Here is a 24,012-nt window from a genome sequence, read left to right as displayed (position 1 = left end):
GGTCGGTCATGCCGGGGCCTCGGGCCACGCAGGGTGTCCGGGCGCCGCTGTTCGACCGCTTGGCCGCTTCCACCGGGGCGGACGGGCGGCAGGATCCGCGCCTGCTCGACCGGGACGGGCTGCTGGCCTCGATCCGGCGCGAGTTGGAGCGTTTGTTGAACACGCGCACGCCGCTGGCCGCCGACCAATTGGGTCTGCGGCCACGCGGCACCCTGGATTATGGCCTGCCGGATCTGTCGCTGTTCTGGCCCTTTGACGCCGACAGCGAAACCCGCTTGGCCGGGCTGATGACCAGCACGGTGGTCGCGTTCGAGCCGCGCCTGCTGAGTCCCTCCGTGACGCTGGAACGGGTGGGCAACGAGCGGTCGCGGCTGCGCGCGCGGGTGTCGGGTTCCTTCGCGCTTGACGGCGTCGTCGAATCCGTCAGTTTCCCCATCCTGCTGACCGACAGCGCGGGGGATGGCGATGAGCCGTGATGATCGCAACGATCTGTTGGATTATTACCAGCGTGAGCTGGATTATCTGCGGCACGAGGGCGCAAGCTTCGCCGCGCGTTATCCGCGCGTGGCCTCGCGATTGGATCTGTCCGGGGCGGAATCGCCCGATCCGCATGTTGAACGGCTGCTGGAAAGCTTCGCTTTTCTGACCGCGCGCATCCAGCGCACGTTGGATTCGGACTTTCCACAAATTCCGGCGGCGCTGTTGGGGGTGCTGTATCCGCATCTGGTGGCTCCGGTGCCGAGCATGGCGGTGGCCCAGTTCCTGGTGGATCCCGATCAGGCCCGCGCCGCCACCGGCTTCACCCTGCCCGACGAAACCCCGCTGTTCGCCGAGGCGACCGATGGGCTGACCTGCCGTTTTCGAACATCCTACCCGGTGGAGCTTTGGCCGATCGAGGTGACGGACGCCGCCATCCAGGCGGCGGCGGCCTTCCCGTTTCTGGATCGGCGCAGTGCGGTGGGCGCGGTGCTGCGCATCACGTTGCGCGGCATGGGAAAGCTCAGCTTCGCCGACATGGCGCCCAAGCGGCTGCGGTTGCATCTCAGCGGCGCGGCGGCGGGCGTGCTGTATGAAACGCTGCTGAACGAGGCCTGTGGGGTGGCTGTTCGCCCGGTCGGCGCGTCGGCTCCGCTGCGTGAGTTGCCGGCATCCTGTCTGCGTCCGGTTGGCTTTGCGCCCAACGAGGATGTTTTGCCCTGGCCACGCCACGCCCATCAGGCCTATCGGTTGATCCAGGAGTATTTTGTTTTCCCGGAAAAATACCTGTTCATTGACGTGGATGGGTTGGGGGATGGGCTTACGGCCAGCCTGGGCGAGGGCAAGGAAGTTGACCTTCTGGTGCTGCTCGCCAACCCGCCGCGCCGCCCGATCACGGTGGATCGCGCGTCACTCCGGCTGAACTGCGCGCCCATCGTCAATCTGTTCCGCAAAACGTCGGAGCCGGTGCGGTTGGATCAGACGCAGATCGAATACCGTCTGCCGCCCGACAGCTACCGCGAACGCTCGACCGAAATTCACTCCATTCTCAAGCTGTCGGCCAGTTCGGCTTACGAGGATGACAGCCGGGTGTTCCAACCCTTCTATTCCTTCGATCATGGGGCGCAGCGCGCCGACTCGCGCGCCTTTTGGACGGCGCGGCGCCAGCCGACCGGACGGGCGGATCTGCCGGGGACGGATTTGATGCTGTCCTTTCTGGATCTGGATTTCAAACCGACCCGCCCCCCGGCTCAGGTGGTGTTCGCCCACACGCTGTGCACCAACCGGGGCGTGGCCGAGCAGATGCCAGCGGGCGCACGGATGGAGATCGAGGTGGACGCCCCGTTGCAGGGGATCGTCTGCCTGACCAAACCAACGCGCCAAGCCACGCCGCCGCTGGGCGGTCAGACCCTGTGGCGGCTGGTGTCGCATCTCTCCCTCAATCATTTGTCGTTGGACGGCGAAGCCGGGTTGGCGGCGCTGCGCGAAATCCTGCGCCTCTACGCCGCCTTTGACGACGCCACGGTGTCCGGTCAAGTGTCCGGCTTGTCGGGGCTGTCCAGCGGCCAAGTGGTGCGACGGATCGGCGGGGAAGCCTGGCGCGGCTTTTGCCGGGGAACCGAAATCCGCCTGGAGTTGGACGAAGAGCGCTTCGTCGGCAGCCATCCCTTTTTGCTGGCGTCGGTGCTCAACCGCTTTTTCGGGCTGTACGCAGGCGTCAACTCCTTCACGCAATTGGTGCTGACCAGCCGACAACGCAACGGGATCTGGAAAACATGGCCCCCTCTGGCTGGCGATCAACCCGTTCTGTAATCGAACAGTTGGCCACCGAGGCCCACCGTTTCGACGCGCTTCAGGCGATCAGCCTGATTGAGCGGCTGTGCCCAGAGGCGCGCAGCGTCGGCGATGGCGGCAACCCGGCGCATGAGGCCGTGCGTTTCCGCTCCAGCCTGACCACCGCCTTTCCGGCCAGCGACCTCAGCGCCGCGACCCCGCCCGGCCCCGGCATGCCGCATTGGGAGGTGCTGGTCAATTTCCTCGGTTTGGCCGGAGGATTCGGGCCGCTGCCCGCGCCGTTCACCGAAGCCATCATCCAACAGGCGCGGGCGGGCGACACCGCGACCCGCGATTTCCTCGATATCTTCAATCACCGGCTGGTGTCGATCCTCTATCGCTCGCGGCGCATGCACCGTCCGGCGCTGAGCCGGGAGCGCCCCGATGAGGGCCCCTTCGCCGAGCATCTCTACAGCCTGATCGGCCTTGGCACCCAAGGGTTGCGCGGGCGGATGTCGGTGCCGGATCGGGCGTTGCTGAACCATGCCGGGGCGCTGGCCCAACAACCGCGCAGCCTGCACGGGCTGGAATGCCTGTTGAACGACCATTTGGGCGTGCCGATCCGGGCGATTCCGTTGCAGGGCGGCTGGCTGACGCTGGACGATACGCAGATCACCCGGTTGGGGCAGCGCAACGCGGTTCTGGGGGATGGCGCGGTGCTGGGGCGGCGGGTGTGGGACCAGCAAGCGGCGGTGACGCTGGAGATTGGACCGCTCGACCTGGATGGCTTCCGCGCCTTTCTGCCGGGCGGTCACGCGGCGCGAGCCTTGCGTGATCTCGCCGGGTTTTACGCCGGGGCGGGAACCGAGTTCCGTGTCCGTTTGCGGCTGCGTCCGGCGGCGGTGCCGGGAACCCGGCTGGTTGGCTCCAACCGGCTGCATCTGCAATCCCCCCGGATGTTGGCGGATCGACCGCGCGCGCTGGGCGTGCGGTTGGGTGGGGCGGGGCGTTTGTTGACGAACGCGGCGACGGCGGACGCGCCGCGTCTGGGCTGGACCTCCTGGTTGACCACACGAGCGCGGCGCGATGAGGGCGCGGTGACGCTGACCGCGCCGCCTCCATGAACGGGGTTACGAAACGCTGACCAGGGCGCCGCCGCTGTCGGGCGCGTCATCGCGGCGCACCGCGACATGACGGTCGTGGTGGGCGATCAGGCTGGTGCGGTGGCCGACGCTGACGATGGCGGTTGCGGGCAGCCGGTCGCGCAACAAGCCGTACAACCGCTCCTCCGTCTCGGGATCGCAAGCCGAGGTCGCCTCGTCAAGATAGAGCCAAGCGGGCTTTTGCAACAGGGCGCGGGCGACGGCGACGCGCTGCTGCTCGCCGCCGGACAGGCGTTGGCTCCAGTGATCCTCCTCATCAAGCCGGTCGGCGAAACCGGCCATGCCGACATCGACCAGCACGGCGCGCAGCGTGGCCTCGTCGAACGCGTCGGCGTTGGCCGGGTAGGCGACGGCGGCGCGCAAGCTGCCAATCGGCATGTAGGGTTTTTGCGGCAGAGTCATCGACGCGGCCCCGACCGGCAACCGCACCCGCCCCTTGCCGAAGGGCCAGATTCCGGCGATGGCGCGCAGCAGCGTGCTTTTCCCCGACCCGGACGCGCCGGAAATCAGCAGACGCTCGCCGGGGGCCACGGTCAGATCCGCGCGCAGCAAGGGGGCGCCGCTGGTTGGCAGCGCCAGCGCAACCCCGTCGAGGTGAAGCGACGCGTCGCTTCCCTCAACCCGTTCGATTCCAGCGTGGCGGCTGTTGGCGGCGCGCACCGCCTCGACCGCGTGGTGGAAGCCGACCAGACGGCTGGTCGTGGCGTGCCAGTCGGCAAGGCTGGTGTAGGCGTCGATGAACCAGGACAGCGCGCCCTGCACCTGCCCGAAGGCTTGCGAGGTCTGCATCAACGCGCCCAACGGGATGGCGCCGCTGAAATAGCGCGGGGCGGCGACCAGCAGCGGGAAGATGACGGCGACTTGCCCATAGCCAGCGGTGAACCAGACCAGCCGCTTTTGCGTGCGCATGATCGCCCACCAGTTCGACACCACCTGCCCGAAGCGGTCGGCGAAGCGGTGGGCTTCCTGTCGCTCGCCCTGTTGCAAGGCGATGCTTTCGGCGTTTTCCCGCAGGCGGACCAGGGCGAAACGAAAGTCGGCCTCGTATTTCTGCTGGTCGAAGCTCAGCTTGGCCAGCGGTTTGCCGATCTTGTGGGTGATCCAGGTGCCGCCAATGGCGTAGACCAAGGCCACCCAGACCATATAACCGGGGATTTCCACGCCGAACAGGCTGACGCCGCCCGACAGGCCCCACAAAATCGCCAGGAAGGAGACCAGCGAGACGATGTTGGTCAGAAAGCCCAACGACAGGCTGAGCGTCAGTTGCACGAAGCCCCGCAGATCCTCGGCGATGCGCTGGTCGGGGTTGTCGGCGCCGTTGCTGGTGAAGTTCAGCCGGTAAAAGGTCTGATTCTCCAGCCAATCGCCAAGATAACGCTCGGTCAGCCAACGACGCCAACGGATTTGCAGCATCTGGTTCAGATAGAGGCGATAGACCGCCACGGCGATGAAGACCAGGGCCAGACCGCCGAACATCAGCAGCGCGTCGACGAAGCCGCTTTGGTTCTTTTCTTCCAGGGCGTTGAAGATGGTGGAGTTGACCTGGGTCAGCCACACCTCGATGGCGACGGCGCCAAGGTTGAGGGCGACGATGGCGGCGAGCAGACCGCGCGCCGCCCATCGCTCCTCCGACGACCAATAGGGGCGGGTCAACCGCCAAACATCGCTGAGAAACGCGCGGACAACGGACAGGCGATCAAGCATCGGGCGAACTCTCAACTCAGCGGCGCAACGGGTCGGGTCGGATCGGCGGGTCGGGATGCCGACAGGACGCCATCCTTATTACGACCTTGGTACGATGCGCGCTCGAAAAATAGTCGTTACTTTTTGCGGATAACGTCCCAACTGGCCAGCAGCGCGCCTCCGCCAATCAGGGCGCAAGCGGCCCACACGCTCCAACCGCCCGCCGCTTGCCCGGTGACGATCAGCAGCAGCGTGGACGCCGGGGGAACGGCGTAGGACAGCACGCCGAGCGCCCGGATGTCGCCGCGCTTCATGCCGTAATCCCACAGGAAAAAGGCCAGCCCATCCGGCCCGATTCCCAACGCCAGCAGGGCCAACCACGTCCAACCCTGCGGCATGACAGTCGTTTCGAAAGCGAGATGACAACCCAGCCCCAGCAGCGCTGTGACCAGACAAAAGCCGCCGACCACCTCGGTCGGAACGTTGCCGAAACGACGGGAGAGCACCGAATAGGCACCCCAGATCACCGCCGCCGCCAGGGCCGAGGCGTAGGCCCACAGATGGCCGCCGTCCAGCGCCAGCCCGCCGCCCCGCCCGGCGACGATCAGCGCGGTTCCCGCCAAGCCGCACAGCGCGCCCAGAATGTGGGCGGGTTTCAAACGCTCCCCCGGCAGCAGGGCGGAGAACAGAACGACGCACAGCGGCCACAGGTAATTCAGCAAATTGACCTCCACCGCCGCGTTGGGGGCGAGGTGGAAGGCCAGGAAATAAAAGGCGTGATAGCCGAACAGACCGGCCACCCCGACCAGCCAGACCGGCCAAGGCTGGCGCAACACACCGATCACGTCGCGCCCACGCGACAGCCCGCCGATGGTCCCCGTCAGAAAGGCCAGCCCAAAGGTGGTGGCGATCATCTGGAAAGGCGGCAGGCCGCTGGCCAGCGTGGTCAGCAACCCCGCCGACGCCCACAGCAGGATCGCCAGCGATCCAACGGCGGTGGCGCGCTGAACATCGCTTGAGGAACGAGCGGCGGGCAGGGCGGAGGGGGCGGGAAGGGCGGTGGCGGTCATCGCGGTTGGATAGCCGGGCCTTTGACGGCGCACAAGACCGCCATCGTCACGTCTGGGTTGCCAAAAAGCTTGCGCGCGCTCCGTCCCAATGCTCCGTTGGGTCGGCAACGCGAAAGGGGTGAGGACCATGGGGCTGATGATCGAGGGTCGCTGGCACGACCAGTGGTACGACACCAAAAGCACCGGCGGCGCGTTCGTCCGCACCGAGGCGCAGTTCCGCGACCGCATCACGGCGGACGGCTCCAGCCCCTTTCCGGCGCAGGCCGGGCGCTATCACCTGTTTGTCTCGCTGGCCTGCCCATGGGCGCACCGGACCCTGATTTTCCGGGCGCTCAAGGGCTTGGACGCGGTGATCGGCGTCAGCGTCGTCGATCCGCTGATGCTGAGCGAGGGCTGGGTGTTTCCCTCGCCCGACCCGATCACCGGGGCGACCCGTCTCTTCGAGGTCTATGGCAAGGCCAAGCCGGACTACACAGGGCGGGTGACGGTGCCGGTTTTGTGGGACATGGCGACCGGGCGCATCGTCAACAACGAATCGGCGGAGATCATCCGCATGTTGAACAGCGCCTTTGACGGGATCACCGGAAACCACGCCGATTATTGCCCGGCGGATCTGGTGGAGGAGATCGACCGGACCAACGCCTTCGTCTATGACCGCGTCAACAACGGCGTTTACAAGGCCGGGTTCGCGACCGTCCAGGACAAGTATGAAGCCGCCTTCGACGCTCTGTTCGCCGCGCTGGACGAACTGGACGCGCGGCTGTCCGGTCAACGCTGGCTGGTCGGCAATCGGTTGACGGAGGCCGATTGGCGGCTGTTCACCACGCTGGTTCGTTTCGATGCCGTGTATGTCGGCCATTTCAAATGCAACCAGCGGCGGATCGCCGATTACCCGAACCTGTCGGGCTATCTGCGCGATCTCCACCAAATCCCCGGAATCGCCGCGACGGTCGACTTCAGCCACATCAAGCGGCATTATTACGGCAGCCACCCCACCATCAACCCGACGGGGATCGTGCCGAAGGGGCCGCTTCTGGATCTGGACGCTCCGCATGGACGCGAGCGGCTTGGTCCCGGTTTTGAGGCTCAGGGCTTGTAACAGCGGGCCATGTCTTCGGGGTTGCCCATCGCCTCGCACTGGTAGCCGTTGGAGAATTTGAAACGCATCGGGCCGGTTTTGCGGACGCTGACCACGGTCTTGCCGCCGCTGTCCTCGAACGCCACCCAGGCGGTGGCGTCGAAGCGGGTCTTCAGGCCGTTGCTGAGGCTGACGCGCCCCTGATTGTCCTTGCGCACCTGAACGCCGCTGCTGAACAGCAGGTTCGGCCCGTCGTTTTTGGCGGCCAAACCGTTGGTGCAGTTGGCGCCTTCCGGCTTGACCGCGACGCATTCGTAGGCGTTGGGCTGACCGGCGGTCAGCACCATGGCGTAAATGGCGATTTCCAGGATGTTCAAGGACATGGCGACCCGCCCGGCAATGAGACAACAAGCATGATGGTGGATGAGCTTCGGTTACGAAAACAATAATAACATGGAGCAGGGTGTTTTCTTGCGCAGGATCATCCGGTCAAAAGCTTCGTCAGCTTGTCGGTCAGCGAGGCGGTGGTGACAGGCTTGACCAGATAGCCGACGGCACCGGCGCGAAGGGCGGCCATCACGATGTCCGACTCATTGTGTTTGGTCAGCATGATGACCGGCGCGTCAGCGCTCCGCGCGCCGTCACGCGCCCGCAGGTTTTCCAGAAAGGCCAAACCGTCCAGCGGTTCCATCTCCACGTCGCACAGGATCAGGTCGAAGGCCACGCGGTCGCAACGGGCCAGCGCCTCCGCCCCGTCCGCCGCCTCCGTCACGGATCCGACGCCCAGTTGCCGCAAGAGCCTTACGGTGACGGAACGGGCGACAATTTCATCCTCGACCACCAGGATGGAGCGTGACGCGAACATTGCGGAAGGCCTCTTCAGCGCGGGCAACCAACCATGCCAATGAGCATAGCCGCTTCGGCCTCCAAACAAAACAACGGCAAAGCGGGTCTCACGGCGCGCGTTTTCAAAGAATTCACCAAGCTGGGCGGGGTGCGGCCCCCCGCGCCTGGACTTGCGCGTCGCGCCCCGGTAGAAGCGGTGGGAGAACAGGCACGAAGGGCGGGCGATTTCCCATGACGTTTCAACAACGTTTGATCCTGCTGGTGACGGGGCTGGTGCTGCTGGCGGTGGCCGCGATCACCGCCGCGCTGGCCTGGACGACGCAGGGCGCCCTGTCCGCGCGGATTGAAAGCGATGGTCGGATGACCGCTGGTCTGCTGGCCCGCGCCGCGACCCAGACGCGCGACATCCCGCGCGATGTGGAAATTCTGCTGGGCGAGCGTCTGCTGTCGGAAGCGACGCTAACCGCCCATCTGGTGGCGCTGGCCGAAACCGCCAAGCTGCCGCCCAAGACGATTTCCGACCGCTTGAAGCAGATCGCCGAGTCGGGCGGCCCGGATGAGATGTGGATCACCGACAACCGGGGCCGCGCCTATTTGCACAATCTTCCGGGGGCCGACCCGCTGTTCGGTCAGGATTCCAAGGCGCAGCCACGCCACGCCGCCTACACCGGGCTGTTGAACCGCACGCCCGTCTCCCTGGTGTCCGACGCGGCGGTGGAGGGCGGCAAGCTGATGAAGTTCGCCGGGGTGGCCGGGGTGGACAAGCAACGCATCGTCCAGGTCGGCGCCGACGTGAAGCGGCTGAGCGAGATCGCCAAGAAAGCCGGACCGGATGGGTTGATCGACGCCCTTCTGGCCAGCCGCGCGGTGGACGCCGCGTGGCTGCTCGACCGCGAGGGCCGGGTGGTGGCGCGCGGCGCGGTGATTGGCGAGGCGGGCGGCGGTCCGCTGTCGACGGCGGGAACCGACGCGGCCAAGGCGGCGGCGGTGGCGGGCGGCGACGTCCGCGTCGTCAGTGACGGCGACAGCCTGCTGGCGCTGGCCCCGATCAAGACCGGAACCAACGGGCAGGGCGCCCCCGCCGTGGCGGTGGTCCGTCTGCCCGCCGGGGAACCGGCCATGATGCTGCGCCGTCAGTTGAAGATCGGCGGCTTGCTGGGCGTCGTGGTGCTGGGGCTGGGGGTTTACAGCTCCGTCCGTTTCGCCCGCCGGCAGATGGCCCCGGTGGAGCGGCTGAGCGAGGCGGTGGCGGCGGTCGAAGCCGGGCGATTCAACCCCTTCACCTTGAACGAGGCGACCGAGCGCAACGACGAGTTCGGGCGGCTGTCGCGCGTTTTCCGCAGCATGGCGCTGGAAGCCACGGCGCGCGAAGAGACGTTGGACTCCCAGCTTTTGATGCGCAGCGCCGAGTTGGAGACCAAAAGCGAAAAGCTGAGCGCCGCCGAACATCTGATTGAGGAGGAGCAGCGGGCCGCCCGCGACGTGCAGACCAGTCTGCTGCCGCGTCAGCTTCCCGCCGGGCGTGACAGCCAATATTTCGCGGCGCTGGCGCCCGCCCACATGGTCAGCGGCGATTTCTACGACGTCATCGAACTGGACGAGCGCACGGTGTTGCTGGTCATGGTCGGGGTGTCGGGCGGTGGGGTTCCGGCGGCCTTCTTGATGCTGATGGTGCGCGGGGCGATCCGCGAATTGGCCCGTCCGGGCGTGTCGCCCGCCGCCCTGCTGGCGGGGGCGAACGAGCGGTTGGGCAGCGAAAGCCCGTTCGACGGTTTCGCCACGGCGTTCGTCGCCGTCTATGACCGGGTGACGGGCAGCCTGCGCCACGCCGCCGCCGGTCTGCCCGGGGCCTGCCTTATTATGGCTGACGGCGCGGTCACGGCGTTGATCGAGGCTGGCGGCCCGGCCTTGGGCGTGCGCAAAACCGCGCCTTATGCCGAGGCGGTGACGGTGTTGAATCAGGACGACACGCTGTTCCTGTGCACCGATGGCGTTCTGCACACCACCGACGCCCAACGCGCGCCCTTCGCCGCCGAACGGTTGGGGGTCGTGCTTCAGCAAGGCCGGGTGTTGTCGGCCCGCGACCGCGCCGAGATGGTGCTGCGCGCGGTCGAGGCGCACGCCGGGCCGGACGGGGTGAGCGGCGATCTGCTCTGTCTGGTGCTGCGCCGCCTGTTGCCCGTCGCGGCGGAGGGTGAGACGCTGGCGTAATTCGACCGCAAGGGGCGGGATGTTCGGCGGGACGCGCGCGGGCAGACTTCCAACCGTCGATCAGCCCCGGCGGTTCGGGGCTGACCTTGGTCAGGGAGCCGTGTCATGAACCAACCGTCGCCTTTTTCCCCCGATGAATCCGCTGAAACCGGCGAAGGCCGGGATGCAGAGCGCTGGGAGGCGGTGCAACGGCGGGACCGCGCCGCGGATGGCCGGTTCGTCTACGCGGTGGCGACCACCGGGGTGTATTGCAAACCCTCCTGCCCCTCGCGCCCGGCCAAGCGGGAAAACGTCACCTTCCACCCGACCAACGCGGCGGCGGCGGCGGCGGGCTTCCGCCCCTGCAAGCGCTGCCGACCGACGGAAAGCGGGGCCGACGACCGCCACGCCGACGGGGTGGCCCAGGCCTGCCGCCGGATCGAACAGGCGGTGCGCGACGGCGATTCCGCCCCGACCTTGGCGGAACTGGCGGCGCTCAGCGGCCTGTCGCCCTTCCATTACCACCGGGTGTTCAAGGCCATCGCCGGGGTGACGCCGAAGGGCTTCGCCAACGCCTGCAAGGCGGCGCTGGCCCGCCAGGGGTTGGCGCAGGGCCGGGCGGTGACGGAAACCATCTATGACGCCGGTTATTCGTCGTCCAGCCGCTTTTACGACGGGGCGACCGAGCGGCTGGGGATGCGCCCGTCGGATTACCGGGCGGGCGGACGCGGGGCGGAAATCCGCTTCGCCATCGCCGCCTGTTCGCTGGGCGACGTGCTGGTCGCGGCCACCGACAAGGGGGTGTGCGCCGTCCAGTTCGGCGACAATCCACAGCGGTTGGCGGAAGCGCTCCAGGATCGTTTCCCCAAAGCGCGGCTGGTCGGCGGCGACGCGCGGTTTGAGGCGACGGTGGCGGCGGTGATCGGCGTCATCGAACGCTCGGCGCAGGTCTGCGATCTGCCGCTGGACGTCCAGGGCACCGCGTTTCAGCACCGGGTGTGGCAGGCGCTGCGCGCCATCCCGGCAGGCTCCACCGCCAGCTACGCCGACGTCGCCCAACAGATCGGCCAGCCCAAGGCCGTCCGCGCCGTCGCGCGGGCCTGCGCCGCCAACCCGACCGCCGTCGTCATCCCCTGCCACCGGGTGGTGCGCACCGACGGCGCGCTGTCCGGCTACGCCTGGGGCGTCGAGCGGAAACGGGCGCTGCTGGACCGCGAAGGGGCGTGACGGTCAGGGAATCGGCGGCAACGCCGCCAGCACGGCGCTGCTGGAAGCGGTCCAGCCGACGATGCCGCCCTGGGCGCGAATCATCGCCAGGGTGGCGGCCTTGAATTCCGGGAAATAGCTGTCGGTCGCGTCCTCCACCAACAAGCATTCATAACCCCGGTCGTTGGCCTCGCGCATCGTGGTTTGCACGCACACCTCCGTGGTGACGCCCGCGAACAGCAGATGGGTGACGCCCAACTCCGTCAGGCGTTCGCGCAGCGGGGTGGCGTGGAAGGCGCCCTTCCCCGGCTTTTCGATCACGATTTCGCCGGGCAGCGGGGCCAGTTCGGGAATGATGGCGGCGCCGGGTTCACCCGACACCAGGATGCGGCCCATCGGCCCGACGTCGCCGATGGTCAAGGTGCCGCGCCCCCGCTCCAGCTTGGACGGCGGGCAGTCGGACAGGTCGGGGCGGTGGGCCTCCTGCGTGTGGATAATCGGCAGCCCACGGGCGCGGAAGGCGTCGAGCAGGGCGCGGGTCGGCGCGATGGACGGGGCGAGGCGGCGGACGTCGTTGCCCAGCGCCGCGCCAAAGCCGCCCGGCTCCAGAAAATCGCGCTGCATGTCGATGACGATCAGCGCCGTCCGGCCAAGCGGGAATTCATAGGCGTAGGGCAGGGCGTCGATGGTCAGCATGGCTGGCGGTCTCCAAGGGAAAGGGGCGGGTCAGTGACCGGCCATGCAGCGCCCGATCACTGTCAGGTCGGCGGCGGCGGGGGTGGTTTCGTGGACGATGACGCCGCGCGACATCACCACCAGCCGGTCGGACAGCTCCAACAGCTCGTCGAGATCCTCGCTGACCAGCAGCACGGCGGTTCCCCGGTTGCGCGCCTCGACGATCTGGGCGTGGATGTCGGCGACCGCCGCGAAATCCAGCCCAAACACCGGGTTGGCGGCGATCAACACATCGACGTCGCGCGACAGCTCCCGCGCCAGAACGGCGCGTTGGACGTTGCCGCCCGACAGGGTGGCGATGGGGGCCTCCGGTCCGGTGGTTTTGACGCGGTAGCGGGCGATCAGGTCGCGCGCCGCCCGGCGCATCGCCGCCAGATCCAGCCACCAGCCGCCGCGCGCCAGCGGCGCCTCGTCAAAGCAACGGAAGGCCATGTTCTCGGCCACGCTCATGCCCGGCACGCAGGCGTTGCGCAGCGGCTCTTCGGGCAGGCAATGGACCTTGTGGCGGCGGATGTCGGCGCGGTCGGCGGCGTAAAGCTCCCCATGCACCCGCAGGCTGCCGCCGGTCGCCGTCCGTTGCCCAGCCAACACCTGCACCAACTCGACCTGTCCGTTCCCCGACACCCCGGCAACGCCGACGATTTCGCGCGCGTGAACCTGCAAATCGACCCCGCGCAGGGCGGGCATCCCGGACTCGTCGTCGGCGCGCAACCCGGCGACGGCGAGCCGAACCTCGTTCGTCGGCGCGCCGTCGCGGGCGGCGGGGGCGGCGATGGCGGATTCGCCGATCATCAGCCGGGCGAGGCTGTCGGGCGTGTGGGCGGCGACTGACCCGGTTCCGGCCAGCTTGCCCCGGCGCAGCACGGTGACGTCGTCGGCGAAGGCCATCACCTCGCGGAATTTGTGGGTGATGATGAGCACGGTCAAACGCCCGGCCAACGCCATGGCGCGGATCAGCCCCAACGTCTCGTCCGCCTCGTCGGGGGTGAGGACGGAGGTCGGCTCGTCCAAAATCAGGATGCGGGCCTTGAGGTAGAGCTGTTTGACGATCTCCGCCTTTTGCTTGTCGCCCGCCGCCAGCGCGGCGACCGGCGCGTCAATGTCGATGCGGAAGGGCATGGTGGCGAGAAAGGCGGCCAGCGCCGCCCGCTCCGCCGCCCAATCAATCACGGCGGGGACCGAGGCGCGCGCCATCACCAGATTTTCCAGCACCGTCATGCGCGGCACCAGGGTGAAATGCTGGTACACCATGCCCAGCCCGTGGGTTTGCGCCGCGCGGGGATCGCCGATCACCACCTCGTGATTGTTGACCAGAACCGCGCCGTCGTCGGGCCGGTAAAAGCCCATGACGCATTTGACCAACGTGCTTTTCCCCGCCCCGTTTTCGCCGAGCAGGGCGTGGACGCTGCCGGGGCGCAGCTTGATCGACACGGAATCCAGCGCGGTGAAGGCGCCGAAGCGCTTGGTCAGGGCGACGGCCTCCAGCGCGGGCGCGGTGATCTCGGCGGGCAGGGGGCGGGTCATCTCGTTCATGGCAGGGCCTCAATGAAAGCCGGGGACGCGCTGACCGAGCCGAACACGCCGCCCTGCATCGTGACCATCTTGACGGCGGCGGCGTGGTTGCCGGGATCGGTCGCGCCGCAGCAATCCTCCAGCAACAGGCACTCGAACCCCCGGTCGTTGGCCTCGCGCATCGTCGTGTGGACGCACACGTCGGTGGTGATGCCGGTCAGAACCAGGTTGCGGACGCCGCGCGTCGTCAGGATCAATTCCAGATCGGTGGCGCAAAAGCTGCCCTTGCCGGGCTTGTCGATGATCGGTTCGCCGGGCAGGGGGGCCAGTTCCGGGATGATCTCCCACCCCGGTTCGCCGCGCACCAGGATGCGCCCGCAAGGCCCCGGATCGCCGATCCCCGCGCCGATCCGTCGCGAACGCCAGCGCTTGTTGGCGGGCAGATCCGACAGGTCGGGGCGGTGCCCCTCGCGCGTGTGGATGATGGTGTAGCCCTTGGCCCGCATGGCGGCCAGCACCGCCTTGATCGGTTCGATCGGCGCGCGGGTCAGCGACAGATCATAGCCCATGGCGTCGACATAGCCGCCGACGCCGCAGAAATCCGTCTGCATGTCGATGACGATCAAGGCCGTGTTTTCGGGCGTCAGCGCGCCGTTATAAGGCCACGGGTAGGGATCGGCGGGGATGAAGCGTTCGACCATGGCGGGCGGTCTCCTGAGGTCTGGTGTCGTGGGAGCCACGGGCGCGGGCGTCACCGCGTGACCGACAGCTCCGCCGGCGCTCCGGCCAGACGGTGACGGGACGAGGAGGTGGCGATCATGATGGCGAGCGTCAGGACGTAGGGCGCGGCGTTGAACAGGTAATAGCCCTGTGTCACCCCGACCGATTGCAGGGCCGGACCCAGCGCGCTGGCCCCGCCGAACAGCAGGGAGGCCCAGACGCACAGCATCGGATCCCAGCGGGCGAAGATCACCAGCGCCACCGCCGTGATGCCCTGGCCGCTCGACAGCCGTTCGTTCCAGCTTCCCGGATAATGCAGGGACAGGAAGGAACCGCCGACCCCGGCCAGAAAACCGCCGCAAGCGGTGGCGAGCAGACGGACCTGATTGATCTTGTAGCCCATGGCGCGGGCGGCCTCGGCGCTTTCGCCGACGATGCGCAGAACCATGCCCCAGCGGGTGTTGCGCAACCCCCACAGCAGCAGCGGGGCCAAGGCCAGCCCGACGAGAAACAGCGCGTTGACCTGAAGGGCGGAACGCACCTGCGCCGATCCGCTCCACCAGCCAAAGGAAATGGCGGGAAGCTGCGGCGCTTGCGGCTGGATGAAGGGCTTGCCCAGGAAAAAGGCCAAGCCGGTGCCCAGCAGCATCAGGGCGATGCCGACGGCGATGTCGTTCACCCGCTCCAGCCCGCAAATCGACGCGTGCAGCGCGCCGAAGGCGGTTCCCGCCAGCCCGGCGGCGAGCACGCCCAGCCACGGGTCGCCGCTGCCGTAGGAGACGGCGTAGGCGGTCATCGCGCCCATCACCAGCGTGCCTTCCAGCCCCAGATTGATCCGGCCGCTTTTTTCGGTCAGGCATTCGCCCAAACTGACGAACAGGAAGGGGGTGGAAATGCGGATCGCCCCGGCCAGCACCGCCAGCGGCACGCCCCACCACCCCAGAGATCCATCATCCATGTCAGGCTTCCTTTGCGGCGGCGGGGAGGATTGGGGCGGGGGCGAACAGGCGGACGCGGCCCTGCATCGCCTCGCTGGCCAGCAGCACGACGAAGATGATGCCCTGGAACACCAGGACGGAGGCGTCGGGCAGGCCAAGCCGCCGTTGCAGCAGCCCGCCGCTGGCCCCGATGCCGCCGAACAGAATGGCGACCGGAATCACCGCCAGCGGGTTTTGCCGGGCGAGAAAGGCGACGAGCACGCCGGTGGAGCCATACCCGGCGACCAGCGCGGCGTTGGCCCGGCCATGCACGGCGGCGACCTCGACCATCCCGGCCAGCCCCGCCGCCGCCCCGGCCAGCGCCGTGGTGACGATCAACAGCCGCCCGACCGGCAGCCCGGCCATGCGGGCGGCGCGCGGGTTGCCGCCAACCATGCGGGCGGCGAAGCCGAACACCGTCCGGCTCATCAACACCCAGGCGGCGACGGCGCAAAGCACGCCCAGAACCAGCCCCCAATGCACGTCCATCCCCGGCAACGGGCCGATTTGATAGGCCTCGGCCAGCGGGGCGGTGGACGGCTTGTTGAGGCTGGCGGGATCCTTCAGCGGCCCCTCGACCATGTGGTTCATCACCGCGATGGCGATGTAGGTCAGCAGCAGGCTGGAGATGGTTTCGTTGACGCCGCGCCGGTGGCGCAGCGCCCCGACCCCGCCGATCAGCGCCGCCCCGGCGGCCATCCCCGCCAGCCCCATCGCCCCCATCACCAGGGCGACCGGCGCGCCGTCCAGCGCCACCCCGGTGGCCGCCGCCGCCAAGCCGCCCAACACCAGCGCCCCTTCGCCGCCGATGATGACCAGCCCGAGTTGGGCGGGCAGGGCGGTGCACAGCGCGGTCAGGATCAATGGCGCCGCCCGCGTCAGCGTGTTCTGCCAGGAGAACCAGGAGCCGAAGGCCCCCCGGTACATCAGTTCATAAACCTCAAGCGGGTTGACGCCGACCAGCGCGACGAAGGCGCCGAACAGCGCCAGAGACGCCAGCAGCGCCGCCCCCGGCACGACCAGCGCGGTCAACAGCGCGGCGAGCGCGTTCATGATGCGGTCCATCGGCGGGACTCCTGTCGGAATGTCCCTCTCCCGTTGCGGGAGAGGGAAGGGGACCGCCGCGCAGCGGTGGGAAGGGTGAGGGGTGAGCGGTCGCGTTGCGTCGTCGATTCTGGCAAACGGCCCTCCCTCCCCACGCTTTCACGGACATCGCCCTTTGCCGAAGCGGGGGGGGCGTCAGGCGAGGCTGCCGACCACGCCCTCGACCAGCCAGTTCATCGATTCCAGGGCGATGTCGGTCTGGCCATGCTCCTTGCCCGCCGCGATCACGCTGTTGCCCTTGTTGTCCTTGATCGGCCCCTTGTAGATGACGAAGCTGCCATCCATGAATGTGGCCTTCACGGAATCCGCGTGCTTGCGGGCCGCGTCCGACACGGCGGCGCCGTAGGGCGAGGTTTTGATGATCCCCTCCTTCAAGCCGCCGCGCACGAGGTTGGGGATCTTGACCCCGCCTTGCGCCATCTTCACGTAATCGGTGTAGACCTTGGCCCAGTTCCACTCGGCGCCGGTCAGATAGCCTTTCGGCGCCAGCGTGGCTTGGCTGGCGTGGTAGCCGGTGCAGAAGACGCCGCGCTTTTCCGCCGTCTCGACGATCACCTTGGGGCTGTCAACGTGGCAGGTGACGACGTCGGCCCCCTGGTCGATCAGGCTGTTGGCGGCCTCTGCCTCCTTCACCGGCATGGACCAGTCGCCGGTGAAGATGACCGCCGTGGTGATCGTCGGATCGACCGAGCGGGCGCCCAGCGTGAAGGAGTTGATGTTGCGCAGCACCTGCGGGATCGGCTTGGCGGCGATGAAACCGAGCTTTTTGGTCTTGCTGGAATAGGCGGCGACGATTCCGGACAGATATTGCGCCTCGTCGATGTAGCCGAAATAGCTGCCGGTGTTGGCCGGATGCTTGCCCGGCGTCCACAGCCCGCCGCAATGCAGAAAGGTCAGGTCGCTGTGCTTCTTGGCCTCTTTCAGCATGTGCGGGTCGAAATAGCCGAAGGAGGTCGGGAACAGCAGCGACGCGCCGTCGAGGTTGATCATGCTTTCCATGGTCTTTTCGACATCGACCGTTTCCGGCACCTTTTCCTCTTCCAGCACCTTGACGCCGGGCATCGCCTTGACGGCGGCGGCCCCTTCAGCGTGGGCCTGGTTGTAGCCGTAATCGTCGCGCGGCCCGACATAGATGAAGCCGATCACCAGATCCTTGGCCAGCGCCGACGTCCACGGCATTCCAGCCCCCAGCGCGCCCAAACCGCCGACGGCGGTCATCGTTTTCAAGACGGAGCGGCGGGAAAAACGCAGCGCGTTGCCCATGGTGAGTGTCCCTTTTTTCAAGTGAAGCTGGCTTGCCGGGGACATCGCAAGCGCTGTGCCAGGAGAATGGATTGTTCCGAGATCGCCAGTTTCCGGGCGGATTGCATTCGAGAGGGGGCGGTTGCGGCGTAAGGACGCGCCGCGATTGCCCAAACCCTGGTCGCTCGCCTGGAAACCGCCCTGATTTTCAGCAAAAACCATGGCCCGCTGTTCGCAGCGTAAGCGCAGAGGGACGGAGATTTTCCATTTAATTCATTGATTCAAAAGAAAAATAAAGAATTTCCCAGAGGCGTCCACCTGCATGCAGTCGTGCATACAATGCAGGCCGCTGCCTTGCGCCGCCGTAAACTCAGTCAGTTTGCCGTCCGTCCAACATAGTCGGCGGACGCGCCGCCCACCGCCGTCACATGGACGCGCATGGCGTGATAGGCGGCTTCGCCATCGGCCAACAGGATGGCGCGCACCACCGCGTCATGCTCCAACCAAGAGCGCGACAGTCGGCCGTCCAGGCGGAACTGGGCGCGGCGGAAGGGGCGCAGCCGCTGGCGGATCGCCTGGGCGGTTTCCGCCATGAAGTCATTGTGCGCCCCGGCGTAGATGGCCGAATGAAAGCGGGTGTTCAGGCTGTCGTAAGCCTCGCGGTCGCCGGATTCGGCGAGGGTTCCCGCCTCCGCGTGCAGGGCGACCAGGGTGGCGCGCTCGGCCTCGGTCATGCGGCGGGCGGCGAAACGGGCGCAAGCCGCCTCGATTTCGCCCATCACCTCGAACATTTCGGTCAGACGTTCCGGGGTGATGGCGGTGACGATGACGCCCTTGTTGGGGCGGACCTGGACCAGCCCGGTGGCGGCCAGCAGCTTGAACGCCTCGCGCACCGGGGTGCGGGAGACGCCAAAGCGGGCGGCCAACTCCGTTTCGTCCAGCCGCACGCCGGGCAGCAGACGCCCGTCGAGGATGTCGTCGGCCAACTGGCGGCGCAGCGTTTCCGCCAGCGTTCCGCGTGATTGGCGGTCGGTCGCTGGCGGGGCCGCGTCGTCGTCGGGGGCCAGATGCGGCCCCTGTGCGGCTCGCAGCATCATCGCGGGTGGTTCCTTGTCCATAAAACGCGCAGGTTCGACCCCCGTGTATACAGGAGCCGCCGCCCGCCAATCCAGAGGGCGAAAAAGCGCAGGAGACGCGCGCGGGGTTGGCGGCTCAGGCGGGTGGGATTTCCCCGCCGACCGGCCCCAGGCTGACATGGGCGGCGACGATGCGCCAGCCCTCCGCCATCCGCACCCAGCTTTGGCTTTGCCAACCAACCCGCCCGGTGGCGGTGCGGCGGTAGGCGCAGAGCGCGGTGGCGAAATTTTCGCCAAAGCTGGTGATGACCACCCGCTCCAACACCCGCGCCAGCCCGGCGACGTCGCGGTCGCGGCGGAAGGCGGCGATGGCGTCAAAGCCATAGGCCGGGCCGTCGGCCCCGAACCGCACCGTGCGGGGATCGCGCCAGAACAGGGCGTCGAGCGTCGCCACGTCGTTGCTCATCAACGCGGCTTCATACGCCTCAAAGGCTTCCGTCACCTCGGCGACCACGTCGGGGCGGTTGACGTCGGGCGGGCGGCTCTCGGCTGGGAAGGTGGTTTTGTCGGTCATGGGGCCGGTCTCCGTCGAATGAGCAAAGAGGGTGCAAGAGATCAAATTGCATGCAACACTGCATACAGATTAAGCGATGGGCTGTCACGCGACGCGGGTTTCGCCGCTTTTTCCGCTGGTCCCGGATTTGCAATCCATTTTTGCCGTGCAAGGCCCATTCCGTTCCGTCCCGCCGGGAGTCTCCCCATGAGCGAACCGTCCCCCGCCTTCGACCCGCTGGCCCATATGGAGGCAATGGCCCCGACCTGCGGTCTGGTCATTGATCCCGCGCATAAGCCGGGGGTGGCGGCCTTCCTGACCTTGGCCCACAGCATGGCCACGGCGTTGCAGACCGCCCCGCTGCCCGACGACGCGCTGGACCCGGCCCCTGTCTTTCGTCCCGGCGTCATCCCTTTGGGTGAAGCGTGAGCGCCGCCCAAGCCGCCCTGGCGGGCGACGCGACGGGCATCGCCGAAGCGGTGCGCGCCGGAACCCTGTCGGCCAGCGCCGTGACCGAGACGGTTTTGGATCGCATCGCCCGGCTCAACCCGCTGCTGAACGCCTTCACCGACGTCACCGCCGACCGGGCGCGGGCGGACGCGGCGGCGCTCGACACCCGCCTTGCCGCTGGGGAGACGGTCGGGCCGTTGGCCGGGATCCCGGTGGCGGTCAAGAATTTGCTGGACGTGCGCGGCCTGCCGACCCGCGCCGGATCAAAAATCAACCGCGAACGTCCGCCCGCCACCTCCGACGCCGTGCTGTTGCAGCGGCTGAGCCGGGCCGGGGCGATTCTGGTTGGCGGGCTGAACATGGGCGAATACGCCTATGACTTCACCGGCGAGAACGCCCATGACGGCGCCTGCCGCAACCCGCATGACCCGGCGCGGATGACCGGCGGTTCGTCGTCGGGCTGCGGGGCGGCGACGGCGGCGGGGTTGGCGCCGCTGTCCTTGGGGTCCGACACCAACGGGTCGATCCGCGTGCCGTCGTCGCTTTGCGGGATTTTTGGGTTGAAGCCGACCTATGGGAGGCTGACCCGCCACGGTTCCTTCCCCTTCTGCGACAGCCTGGACCATCTCGGCCCCTTCGCCCGGTCGGTCCGCGATCTGGCCCTGGTCTATGACCTCTTGCAGGGACCGGCGGAGGGCGACCACGCCTGCGCCGGGCGGGCGGTGGAACCAACCCTCGCGGGCTTGAGCGCCGGGGCCGATGGGCTGCGCGTCGCCGTGGCGGGCGGCTATTTCGCGCGCGGCGGCCTGCCGGAGGCGCACGACGCGGTGACGCGCGCGGCGGCGGCTTTGGGCGTGGACCGTGTGGTCGATCTGCCCAGCGCCGCGCTGGGCCGGGCCGCCGCCTACATCATCACCAACGCCGAAAGCTCGGCCTTTCATCTGGAGCGGCTGCGGACGCGCGCCGATGATTTCGATCCCGACACCCGCGACCGCTTCCTGGCGGGGGCGCTGCTGCCCGCCTCCTGGTACGTCCAGGCCCAGCGGGTGCGGCGCTGGCATCACGAGCAAGTCCTGGCTCTGTTCCAGGAGGTTGACGTGCTGCTCGCCCCGGCCACCCCCTGTTCGGCCCCGCTGGTCGGGCAAAAAACCATGGTGCTGGACGGCGTGGAACTGCCGGTGCGCCCGCACATGGGTCTGTTCACCCAGCCGATTTCTTGCATTGGCCTGCCGGTCTGCGCCGTGCCGATGGCGTTGCCGGGGGCCATGCCCATCGGCGTCCAGGTGATCGCCGCGCCCTGGCGGGAGGATCATTGCCTGCGCGTGGCGGCGGAGTTGGAGCGGCGCGGAGTCGCCCGCGCGCCGCTGGCCGATCCGACGCTGTCTTAACCCACCCCCACTTTCCAAAGCTCAGGAGTTTTCCCCGATGCAACCCATCTTCGGCGACGGCGCGGTTGGCAGCCTCGATTTCGCAGCGCTGGCGGACGGCTATCGCGCCGGGGCCTTCACCCCGACGGCGGTGGCGCACGCGGTGCTGGCGCGGATCGCGGCGGCGGGCGAGGATCATGTCTGGATCAGTCGCGTTCCGGCGGACGCGCTGCTCGCCCGCGCGGCGGAATTGGCGGCGCTGACGGCGGAGGAGCGGGCCGCCCTGCCGCTGTATGGCCTGCCTTTCGCGGTGAAGGACAACATCGACGTCGCTGGCTTGCCGACGACCGCCGCTTGCCCGGAATTCGCCTACAGCCCCGACCGGACGGCGACCGCCGTGCAACGGCTGCTCGACGCCGGGGCGATGCTGATCGGCAAGACCAATCTGGACCAATTCGCCACCGGGCTGGTCGGCGTGCGCTCCCCCTATGGGATCCCGCGCAACGCCATCGACCCGCTGTGCGTGCCGGGCGGGTCAAGCTCCGGCTCGGCGGTGGCGGTGGCGGCGGGGTTGGTCAGCTTCGCGCTGGGCACCGACACGGCGGGGTCGGGCCGGGTGCCCGCCGCCTTCAACAACATCGTCGGGCTGAAGCCGACCAAGGGGCTGGTCAGCGCGGCGGGGGTGGTTCCGGCCTGCCGCTCGCTCGATTGCGTGTCCATTTTCGCGCTGACGGTCGAAGACGCGATGGAGGCTTTGGCGGTGATGGCGGCGCCCGATCCGCTCGACGCCTACAGCCGCGCCGCGCCGCCCGCGCCATCCGCCTTGCGCGCGCCCTTTCGCTTCGGCGTCCCGCAGGACAGCCAACTCCAGTTTTTTGGCAACGCCGAGGCCGAACGGCTCTACCGCGCCGCGCTCGCCCGTTTGACCGCTTTGGGCGGCGTGGCGGTGACGATTGACTTCGCCCCCTTCGCCGAAACCGCCGCTTTGCTCTACAGCGGCCCATGGGTGGCGGAACGGACGGCGGCGGTCGGCGATTTTCTGGCGGCGCACCCAAACTCCGGCGTCCCCGTCACCCGCAGAATCATCGAGGGCGGGCACGCGCGCGACGCGGTGGAGACCTTCCGCGCCTTCCACCGTCTGGAAGAGCTGCGCCGCGACATCGCGCCGGTGTGGGATAGCATCGACGTCCTGGCTGTGCCGACCACCGGCACCATTTATACAGTGGAAGAGTTGCTGGCCGATCCGGTGGCGCTCAACACCAACCTCGGCGGCTACACCAACTTCACCAATCTTCTTGATCTGTGCGGCATCGCCGTGCCTTCGGGTTTTCAGGCCGATGGTCGGTCGGCGGGCATCACCCTGATCGCCCCGGCTTTCCGGGAAACCGCCGTCGCGGCAGTCGCGGCGGCGGCCCACCGCGCCGCCGGTGTGGCGTTGGGGGCCACAGGCGTCACCGTGCCGCCGCCGCGCGCCATCACGTATGGGGCGGATCGGCTGATTCCCCTGCTGGTGCTGGGCGCGCATCTGTCCGGGCAACCGCTGAACCACCAACTGACCAGCGTGGGCGGGCGGTTGGTCGCCACGGCGCAGACCGCGCCCCGCTACCGCCTTTATGCGTTGCCCGGCCAACCCGCCCGCCCTGGCATGCTGCGGGTCGCCGATGGCGGCCTAGCCATTGAAGGGGAGATTTGGGAGCTGACGCCGGAAGCCTATGGCCGCTTCGTCGCCGCCATTCCGGCGCCGTTGGGCGTCGGCGCGGTGGAACTGACCGATGGGCGGCGGGTCAGCGGTTTCCTGTGCGAGGCCGAAGCCATCACCGGCGCGCCGGACATCTCCCATTTCGGCGGCTGGCGGGCCTATCGGGCGAGCCTCTGAACCGGCCTCCCGAAAAAAATGCGTTATGACCGAAAAAAGCAGTTGCGTGGTCGGGTTGGTCCGCCTATAAAGCGCCTCCCGACGCGAACAGCGCCGACGCGGTCCGAACGGAGCGCGGCGAGCGAGGTGGACGCGGCGGGGTGCCAGACAAACCGGCCAATGCGGCTCGGTCCTCTTCGGAGGGTTCGAGCGCGGCGTCTGTTTTGATCGTGGCGGGATTTTTGACAAGTGCATACCGTGTTGTGAGAAGGGATGCGCAGGCGGCGGTGCGGATTGCACCGTTTGACGTTGGGTTTTGATCTTGTTTGGGATCGGCACATCAACGGACGTCTGTAGGCATCCAAAGTTGAAGCAAGTTAACTGTAACAGGTTTTCTAACGCTTGGGTTTGGACGTTTTCGGACGATCCGTCTCAGTCGGTTTCCGGTTCGCTGGAGGTCGATTTGAACCTGAGAGTTTGATCCTGGCTCAGAACGAACGCTGGCGGCATGCCTAACACATGCAAGTCGAACGAAGGCTTCGGCCTTAGTGGCGCACGGGTGAGTAACACGTGGGAATCTGCCTTTCGGTTCGGAATAACGTTTGGAAACGAACGCTAACACCGGATACGCCCTTTGGGGGAAAGTTTACGCCGAGAGAGGAGCCCGCGTCCGATTAGGTAGTTGGTGAGGTAACGGCTCACCAAGCCGACGATCGGTAGCTGGTCTGAGAGGATGATCAGCCACACTGGGACTGAGACACGGCCCAGACTCCTACGGGAGGCAGCAGTGGGGAATATTGGACAATGGGCGCAAGCCTGATCCAGCAATGCCGCGTGAGTGATGAAGGCCTTAGGGTTGTAAAGCTCTTTCGCACGTGACGATAATGACGGTAACGTGAGAAGAAGCCCCGGCTAACTTCGTGCCAGCAGCCGCG

At 67.6% G+C, this 24,012-nt stretch carries 21 protein-coding genes and 1 rRNA gene; 10 read left to right on the top strand and 12 right to left on the bottom strand.

What is annotated here, in order from left to right; all coding sequences use genetic code 11:
* The first annotated feature begins 8 nt into the window (after positions 1-8).
* The 3 genes from tssE to tssG are packed head-to-tail and all read left to right on the top strand — an operon-like array spanning position 9 to position 3,374.
* Positions 9-476, top strand: a complete 468-nt coding sequence (gene tssE, locus D3877_RS11540; RefSeq protein ID WP_119830959.1) for a type VI secretion system baseplate subunit TssE — start codon at positions 9-11, stop codon at positions 474-476.
* Entirely contained in the window at positions 466-2,289 is a 1,824-nt protein-coding gene (gene tssF / locus D3877_RS11535; protein ID WP_158599885.1) for a type VI secretion system baseplate subunit TssF, read from the top strand. The genes tssE and tssF overlap by 11 nt, the downstream gene beginning before the upstream one ends.
* On the top strand, positions 2,253-3,374 hold the full coding sequence (tssG, locus tag D3877_RS11530) for a type VI secretion system baseplate subunit TssG (protein WP_119830957.1): 1,122 nt from the start codon (positions 2,253-2,255) through the stop codon (positions 3,372-3,374). Before tssF ends, tssG begins: the two co-directional genes overlap by 37 nt.
* Before the next feature lie 6 nt (positions 3,375-3,380).
* Here tssG and D3877_RS11525 read toward each other — a convergent pair whose 3' ends face one another.
* Both D3877_RS11525 and yddG read right to left on the bottom strand, forming a co-directional pair.
* Complete coding sequence (locus D3877_RS11525; protein WP_119830956.1) at positions 3,381-5,117, bottom strand: ABC transporter ATP-binding protein/permease; 1,737 nt, start codon at positions 5,115-5,117, stop codon at positions 3,381-3,383.
* Between the two features lie 116 nt (positions 5,118-5,233).
* On the bottom strand, positions 5,234-6,166 hold the full coding sequence (yddG, locus tag D3877_RS11520; protein ID WP_119830955.1) for an aromatic amino acid exporter YddG: 933 nt from the start codon (positions 6,164-6,166) through the stop codon (positions 5,234-5,236).
* Between the two features lie 127 nt (positions 6,167-6,293).
* On the opposite strand from yddG, the gene D3877_RS11515 reads away from it, so the two are divergent.
* Positions 6,294-7,265, top strand: a complete 972-nt coding sequence (locus D3877_RS11515; protein ID WP_119830954.1) for a glutathione S-transferase family protein — start codon at positions 6,294-6,296, stop codon at positions 7,263-7,265.
* On the opposite strand, the gene D3877_RS11510 is transcribed toward D3877_RS11515, so the two are convergent.
* Positions 7,253-7,627, bottom strand: coding sequence for a hypothetical protein (locus D3877_RS11510; RefSeq protein ID WP_119830953.1), 375 nt, complete (start codon positions 7,625-7,627; stop codon positions 7,253-7,255). The two genes, D3877_RS11515 and D3877_RS11510, sit on opposite strands and share 13 nt — an antisense overlap.
* Positions 7,628-7,725: 98 nt before the next feature.
* The gene (locus tag D3877_RS11505) at positions 7,726-8,109 is read right to left on the bottom strand and encodes a response regulator (protein ID WP_119830952.1); all 384 of its coding nucleotides are present in this window, start codon (positions 8,107-8,109) and stop codon (positions 7,726-7,728) included.
* 212 nt (positions 8,110-8,321) lie between these two features.
* On the opposite strand from D3877_RS11505, the gene D3877_RS11500 reads away from it, so the two are divergent.
* Both D3877_RS11500 and ada read left to right on the top strand, forming a co-directional pair.
* Positions 8,322-10,301: a PP2C family protein-serine/threonine phosphatase gene (locus tag D3877_RS11500; protein ID WP_119830951.1), complete on the top strand. Its 1,980-nt coding sequence runs from the start codon at positions 8,322-8,324 to the stop codon at positions 10,299-10,301.
* A 105-nt stretch (positions 10,302-10,406) separates the two neighbouring features.
* Positions 10,407-11,507, top strand: a complete 1,101-nt coding sequence (ada, locus tag D3877_RS11495; protein ID WP_119830950.1) for a bifunctional DNA-binding transcriptional regulator/O6-methylguanine-DNA methyltransferase Ada — start codon at positions 10,407-10,409, stop codon at positions 11,505-11,507.
* A 3-nt stretch (positions 11,508-11,510) separates the two neighbouring features.
* Here the strand turns inward: ada and D3877_RS11490 are convergent, their stop codons facing one another.
* From D3877_RS11490 to hpxZ, 8 genes are all read right to left on the bottom strand, one after another.
* Positions 11,511-12,182 (bottom strand): cysteine hydrolase family protein, encoded by a 672-nt coding sequence (locus tag D3877_RS11490; RefSeq protein ID WP_119830949.1) that lies wholly within the window; start codon positions 12,180-12,182, stop codon positions 11,511-11,513.
* 30 nt (positions 12,183-12,212) lie between these two features.
* Positions 12,213-13,754, bottom strand: coding sequence for an ABC transporter ATP-binding protein (locus D3877_RS11485; protein ID WP_199720779.1), 1,542 nt, complete (start codon positions 13,752-13,754; stop codon positions 12,213-12,215).
* Positions 13,751-14,434 (bottom strand): biuret amidohydrolase, encoded by a 684-nt coding sequence (biuH, locus tag D3877_RS11480; RefSeq protein ID WP_119830948.1) that lies wholly within the window; start codon positions 14,432-14,434, stop codon positions 13,751-13,753. Before biuH ends, D3877_RS11485 begins: the two co-directional genes overlap by 4 nt.
* A 50-nt stretch (positions 14,435-14,484) precedes the next feature.
* A complete protein-coding gene (locus D3877_RS11475) occupies positions 14,485-15,411 on the bottom strand; it encodes an ABC transporter permease (protein WP_119830947.1) in 927 nt (308 codons plus the stop codon).
* 1 nt (position 15,412) lies between these two features.
* Positions 15,413-16,495 (bottom strand): ABC transporter permease, encoded by a 1,083-nt coding sequence (locus D3877_RS11470; RefSeq protein WP_119830946.1) that lies wholly within the window; start codon positions 16,493-16,495, stop codon positions 15,413-15,415.
* A 174-nt stretch (positions 16,496-16,669) separates the two neighbouring features.
* Entirely contained in the window at positions 16,670-17,797 is a 1,128-nt protein-coding gene (locus D3877_RS11465; protein ID WP_119830945.1) for a BMP family ABC transporter substrate-binding protein, read from the bottom strand.
* A gap of 353 nt (positions 17,798-18,150) precedes the next feature.
* Positions 18,151-18,873: a GntR family transcriptional regulator gene (locus tag D3877_RS11460; protein WP_119830944.1), complete on the bottom strand. Its 723-nt coding sequence runs from the start codon at positions 18,871-18,873 to the stop codon at positions 18,151-18,153.
* A gap of 115 nt (positions 18,874-18,988) precedes the next feature.
* Positions 18,989-19,426, bottom strand: a complete 438-nt coding sequence (gene hpxZ, locus D3877_RS11455; RefSeq protein ID WP_119830943.1) for an oxalurate catabolism protein HpxZ — start codon at positions 19,424-19,426, stop codon at positions 18,989-18,991.
* A gap of 186 nt (positions 19,427-19,612) precedes the next feature.
* Between hpxZ and D3877_RS29825 the strand changes: the two genes are divergently transcribed.
* From D3877_RS29825 to D3877_RS11435, 4 genes are all read left to right on the top strand, one after another.
* Complete coding sequence (locus D3877_RS29825; RefSeq protein WP_158599883.1) at positions 19,613-19,834, top strand: DUF4089 domain-containing protein; 222 nt, start codon at positions 19,613-19,615, stop codon at positions 19,832-19,834.
* Positions 19,831-21,243 (top strand): AtzE family amidohydrolase, encoded by a 1,413-nt coding sequence (locus tag D3877_RS11445; RefSeq protein WP_238474860.1) that lies wholly within the window; start codon positions 19,831-19,833, stop codon positions 21,241-21,243. Before D3877_RS29825 ends, D3877_RS11445 begins: the two co-directional genes overlap by 4 nt.
* A 37-nt stretch (positions 21,244-21,280) precedes the next feature.
* Positions 21,281-23,098, top strand: a complete 1,818-nt coding sequence (gene atzF, locus D3877_RS11440) for an allophanate hydrolase (RefSeq protein WP_119830941.1) — start codon at positions 21,281-21,283, stop codon at positions 23,096-23,098.
* A 444-nt stretch (positions 23,099-23,542) separates the two neighbouring features.
* Positions 23,543-24,012 (top strand): 16S ribosomal RNA (locus D3877_RS11435); the annotation flags it as partial.

Origin of the sequence: Azospirillum cavernae, assembly GCF_003590795.1 — a bacterium.
Classification (GTDB): domain Bacteria; phylum Pseudomonadota; class Alphaproteobacteria; order Azospirillales; family Azospirillaceae; genus Azospirillum; species Azospirillum cavernae.
Note: the sequence above shows the minus strand (reverse complement) of the source record. Positions and strands in the feature narration are given on the sequence as shown.

Excerpts from the sequence above, each read along its gene's own strand:
- tssE (WP_119830959.1), top strand. The coding sequence starts at position 9 with ATGCCGGGGCCTCGGGCCACGCAGGGTGTCCGGGCGCCGCTGTTCGAC.
- tssF (WP_158599885.1), top strand. The coding sequence starts at position 466 with ATGAGCCGTGATGATCGCAACGATCTGTTGGATTATTACCAGCGTGAG.
- tssG (WP_119830957.1), top strand. The coding sequence starts at position 2,253 with ATGGCCCCCTCTGGCTGGCGATCAACCCGTTCTGTAATCGAACAGTTG.
- D3877_RS11525 (WP_119830956.1), bottom strand. The coding sequence starts at position 5,117 with ATGCTTGATCGCCTGTCCGTTGTCCGCGCGTTTCTCAGCGATGTTTGG.
- yddG (WP_119830955.1), bottom strand. The coding sequence starts at position 6,166 with ATGACCGCCACCGCCCTTCCCGCCCCCTCCGCCCTGCCCGCCGCTCGT.
- D3877_RS11515 (WP_119830954.1), top strand. The coding sequence starts at position 6,294 with ATGGGGCTGATGATCGAGGGTCGCTGGCACGACCAGTGGTACGACACC.
- D3877_RS11510 (WP_119830953.1), bottom strand. The coding sequence starts at position 7,627 with ATGTCCTTGAACATCCTGGAAATCGCCATTTACGCCATGGTGCTGACC.
- D3877_RS11505 (WP_119830952.1), bottom strand. The coding sequence starts at position 8,109 with ATGTTCGCGTCACGCTCCATCCTGGTGGTCGAGGATGAAATTGTCGCC.
- D3877_RS11500 (WP_119830951.1), top strand. The coding sequence starts at position 8,322 with ATGACGTTTCAACAACGTTTGATCCTGCTGGTGACGGGGCTGGTGCTG.
- ada (WP_119830950.1), top strand. The coding sequence starts at position 10,407 with ATGAACCAACCGTCGCCTTTTTCCCCCGATGAATCCGCTGAAACCGGC.
- D3877_RS11490 (WP_119830949.1), bottom strand. The coding sequence starts at position 12,182 with ATGCTGACCATCGACGCCCTGCCCTACGCCTATGAATTCCCGCTTGGC.
- D3877_RS11485 (WP_199720779.1), bottom strand. The coding sequence starts at position 13,754 with ATGAACGAGATGACCCGCCCCCTGCCCGCCGAGATCACCGCGCCCGCG.
- biuH (WP_119830948.1), bottom strand. The coding sequence starts at position 14,434 with ATGGTCGAACGCTTCATCCCCGCCGATCCCTACCCGTGGCCTTATAAC.
- D3877_RS11475 (WP_119830947.1), bottom strand. The coding sequence starts at position 15,411 with ATGGATGATGGATCTCTGGGGTGGTGGGGCGTGCCGCTGGCGGTGCTG.
- D3877_RS11470 (WP_119830946.1), bottom strand. The coding sequence starts at position 16,495 with ATGGACCGCATCATGAACGCGCTCGCCGCGCTGTTGACCGCGCTGGTC.
- D3877_RS11465 (WP_119830945.1), bottom strand. The coding sequence starts at position 17,797 with ATGGGCAACGCGCTGCGTTTTTCCCGCCGCTCCGTCTTGAAAACGATG.
- D3877_RS11460 (WP_119830944.1), bottom strand. The coding sequence starts at position 18,873 with ATGATGCTGCGAGCCGCACAGGGGCCGCATCTGGCCCCCGACGACGAC.
- hpxZ (WP_119830943.1), bottom strand. The coding sequence starts at position 19,426 with ATGACCGACAAAACCACCTTCCCAGCCGAGAGCCGCCCGCCCGACGTC.
- D3877_RS29825 (WP_158599883.1), top strand. The coding sequence starts at position 19,613 with ATGAGCGAACCGTCCCCCGCCTTCGACCCGCTGGCCCATATGGAGGCA.
- atzF (WP_119830941.1), top strand. The coding sequence starts at position 21,281 with ATGCAACCCATCTTCGGCGACGGCGCGGTTGGCAGCCTCGATTTCGCA.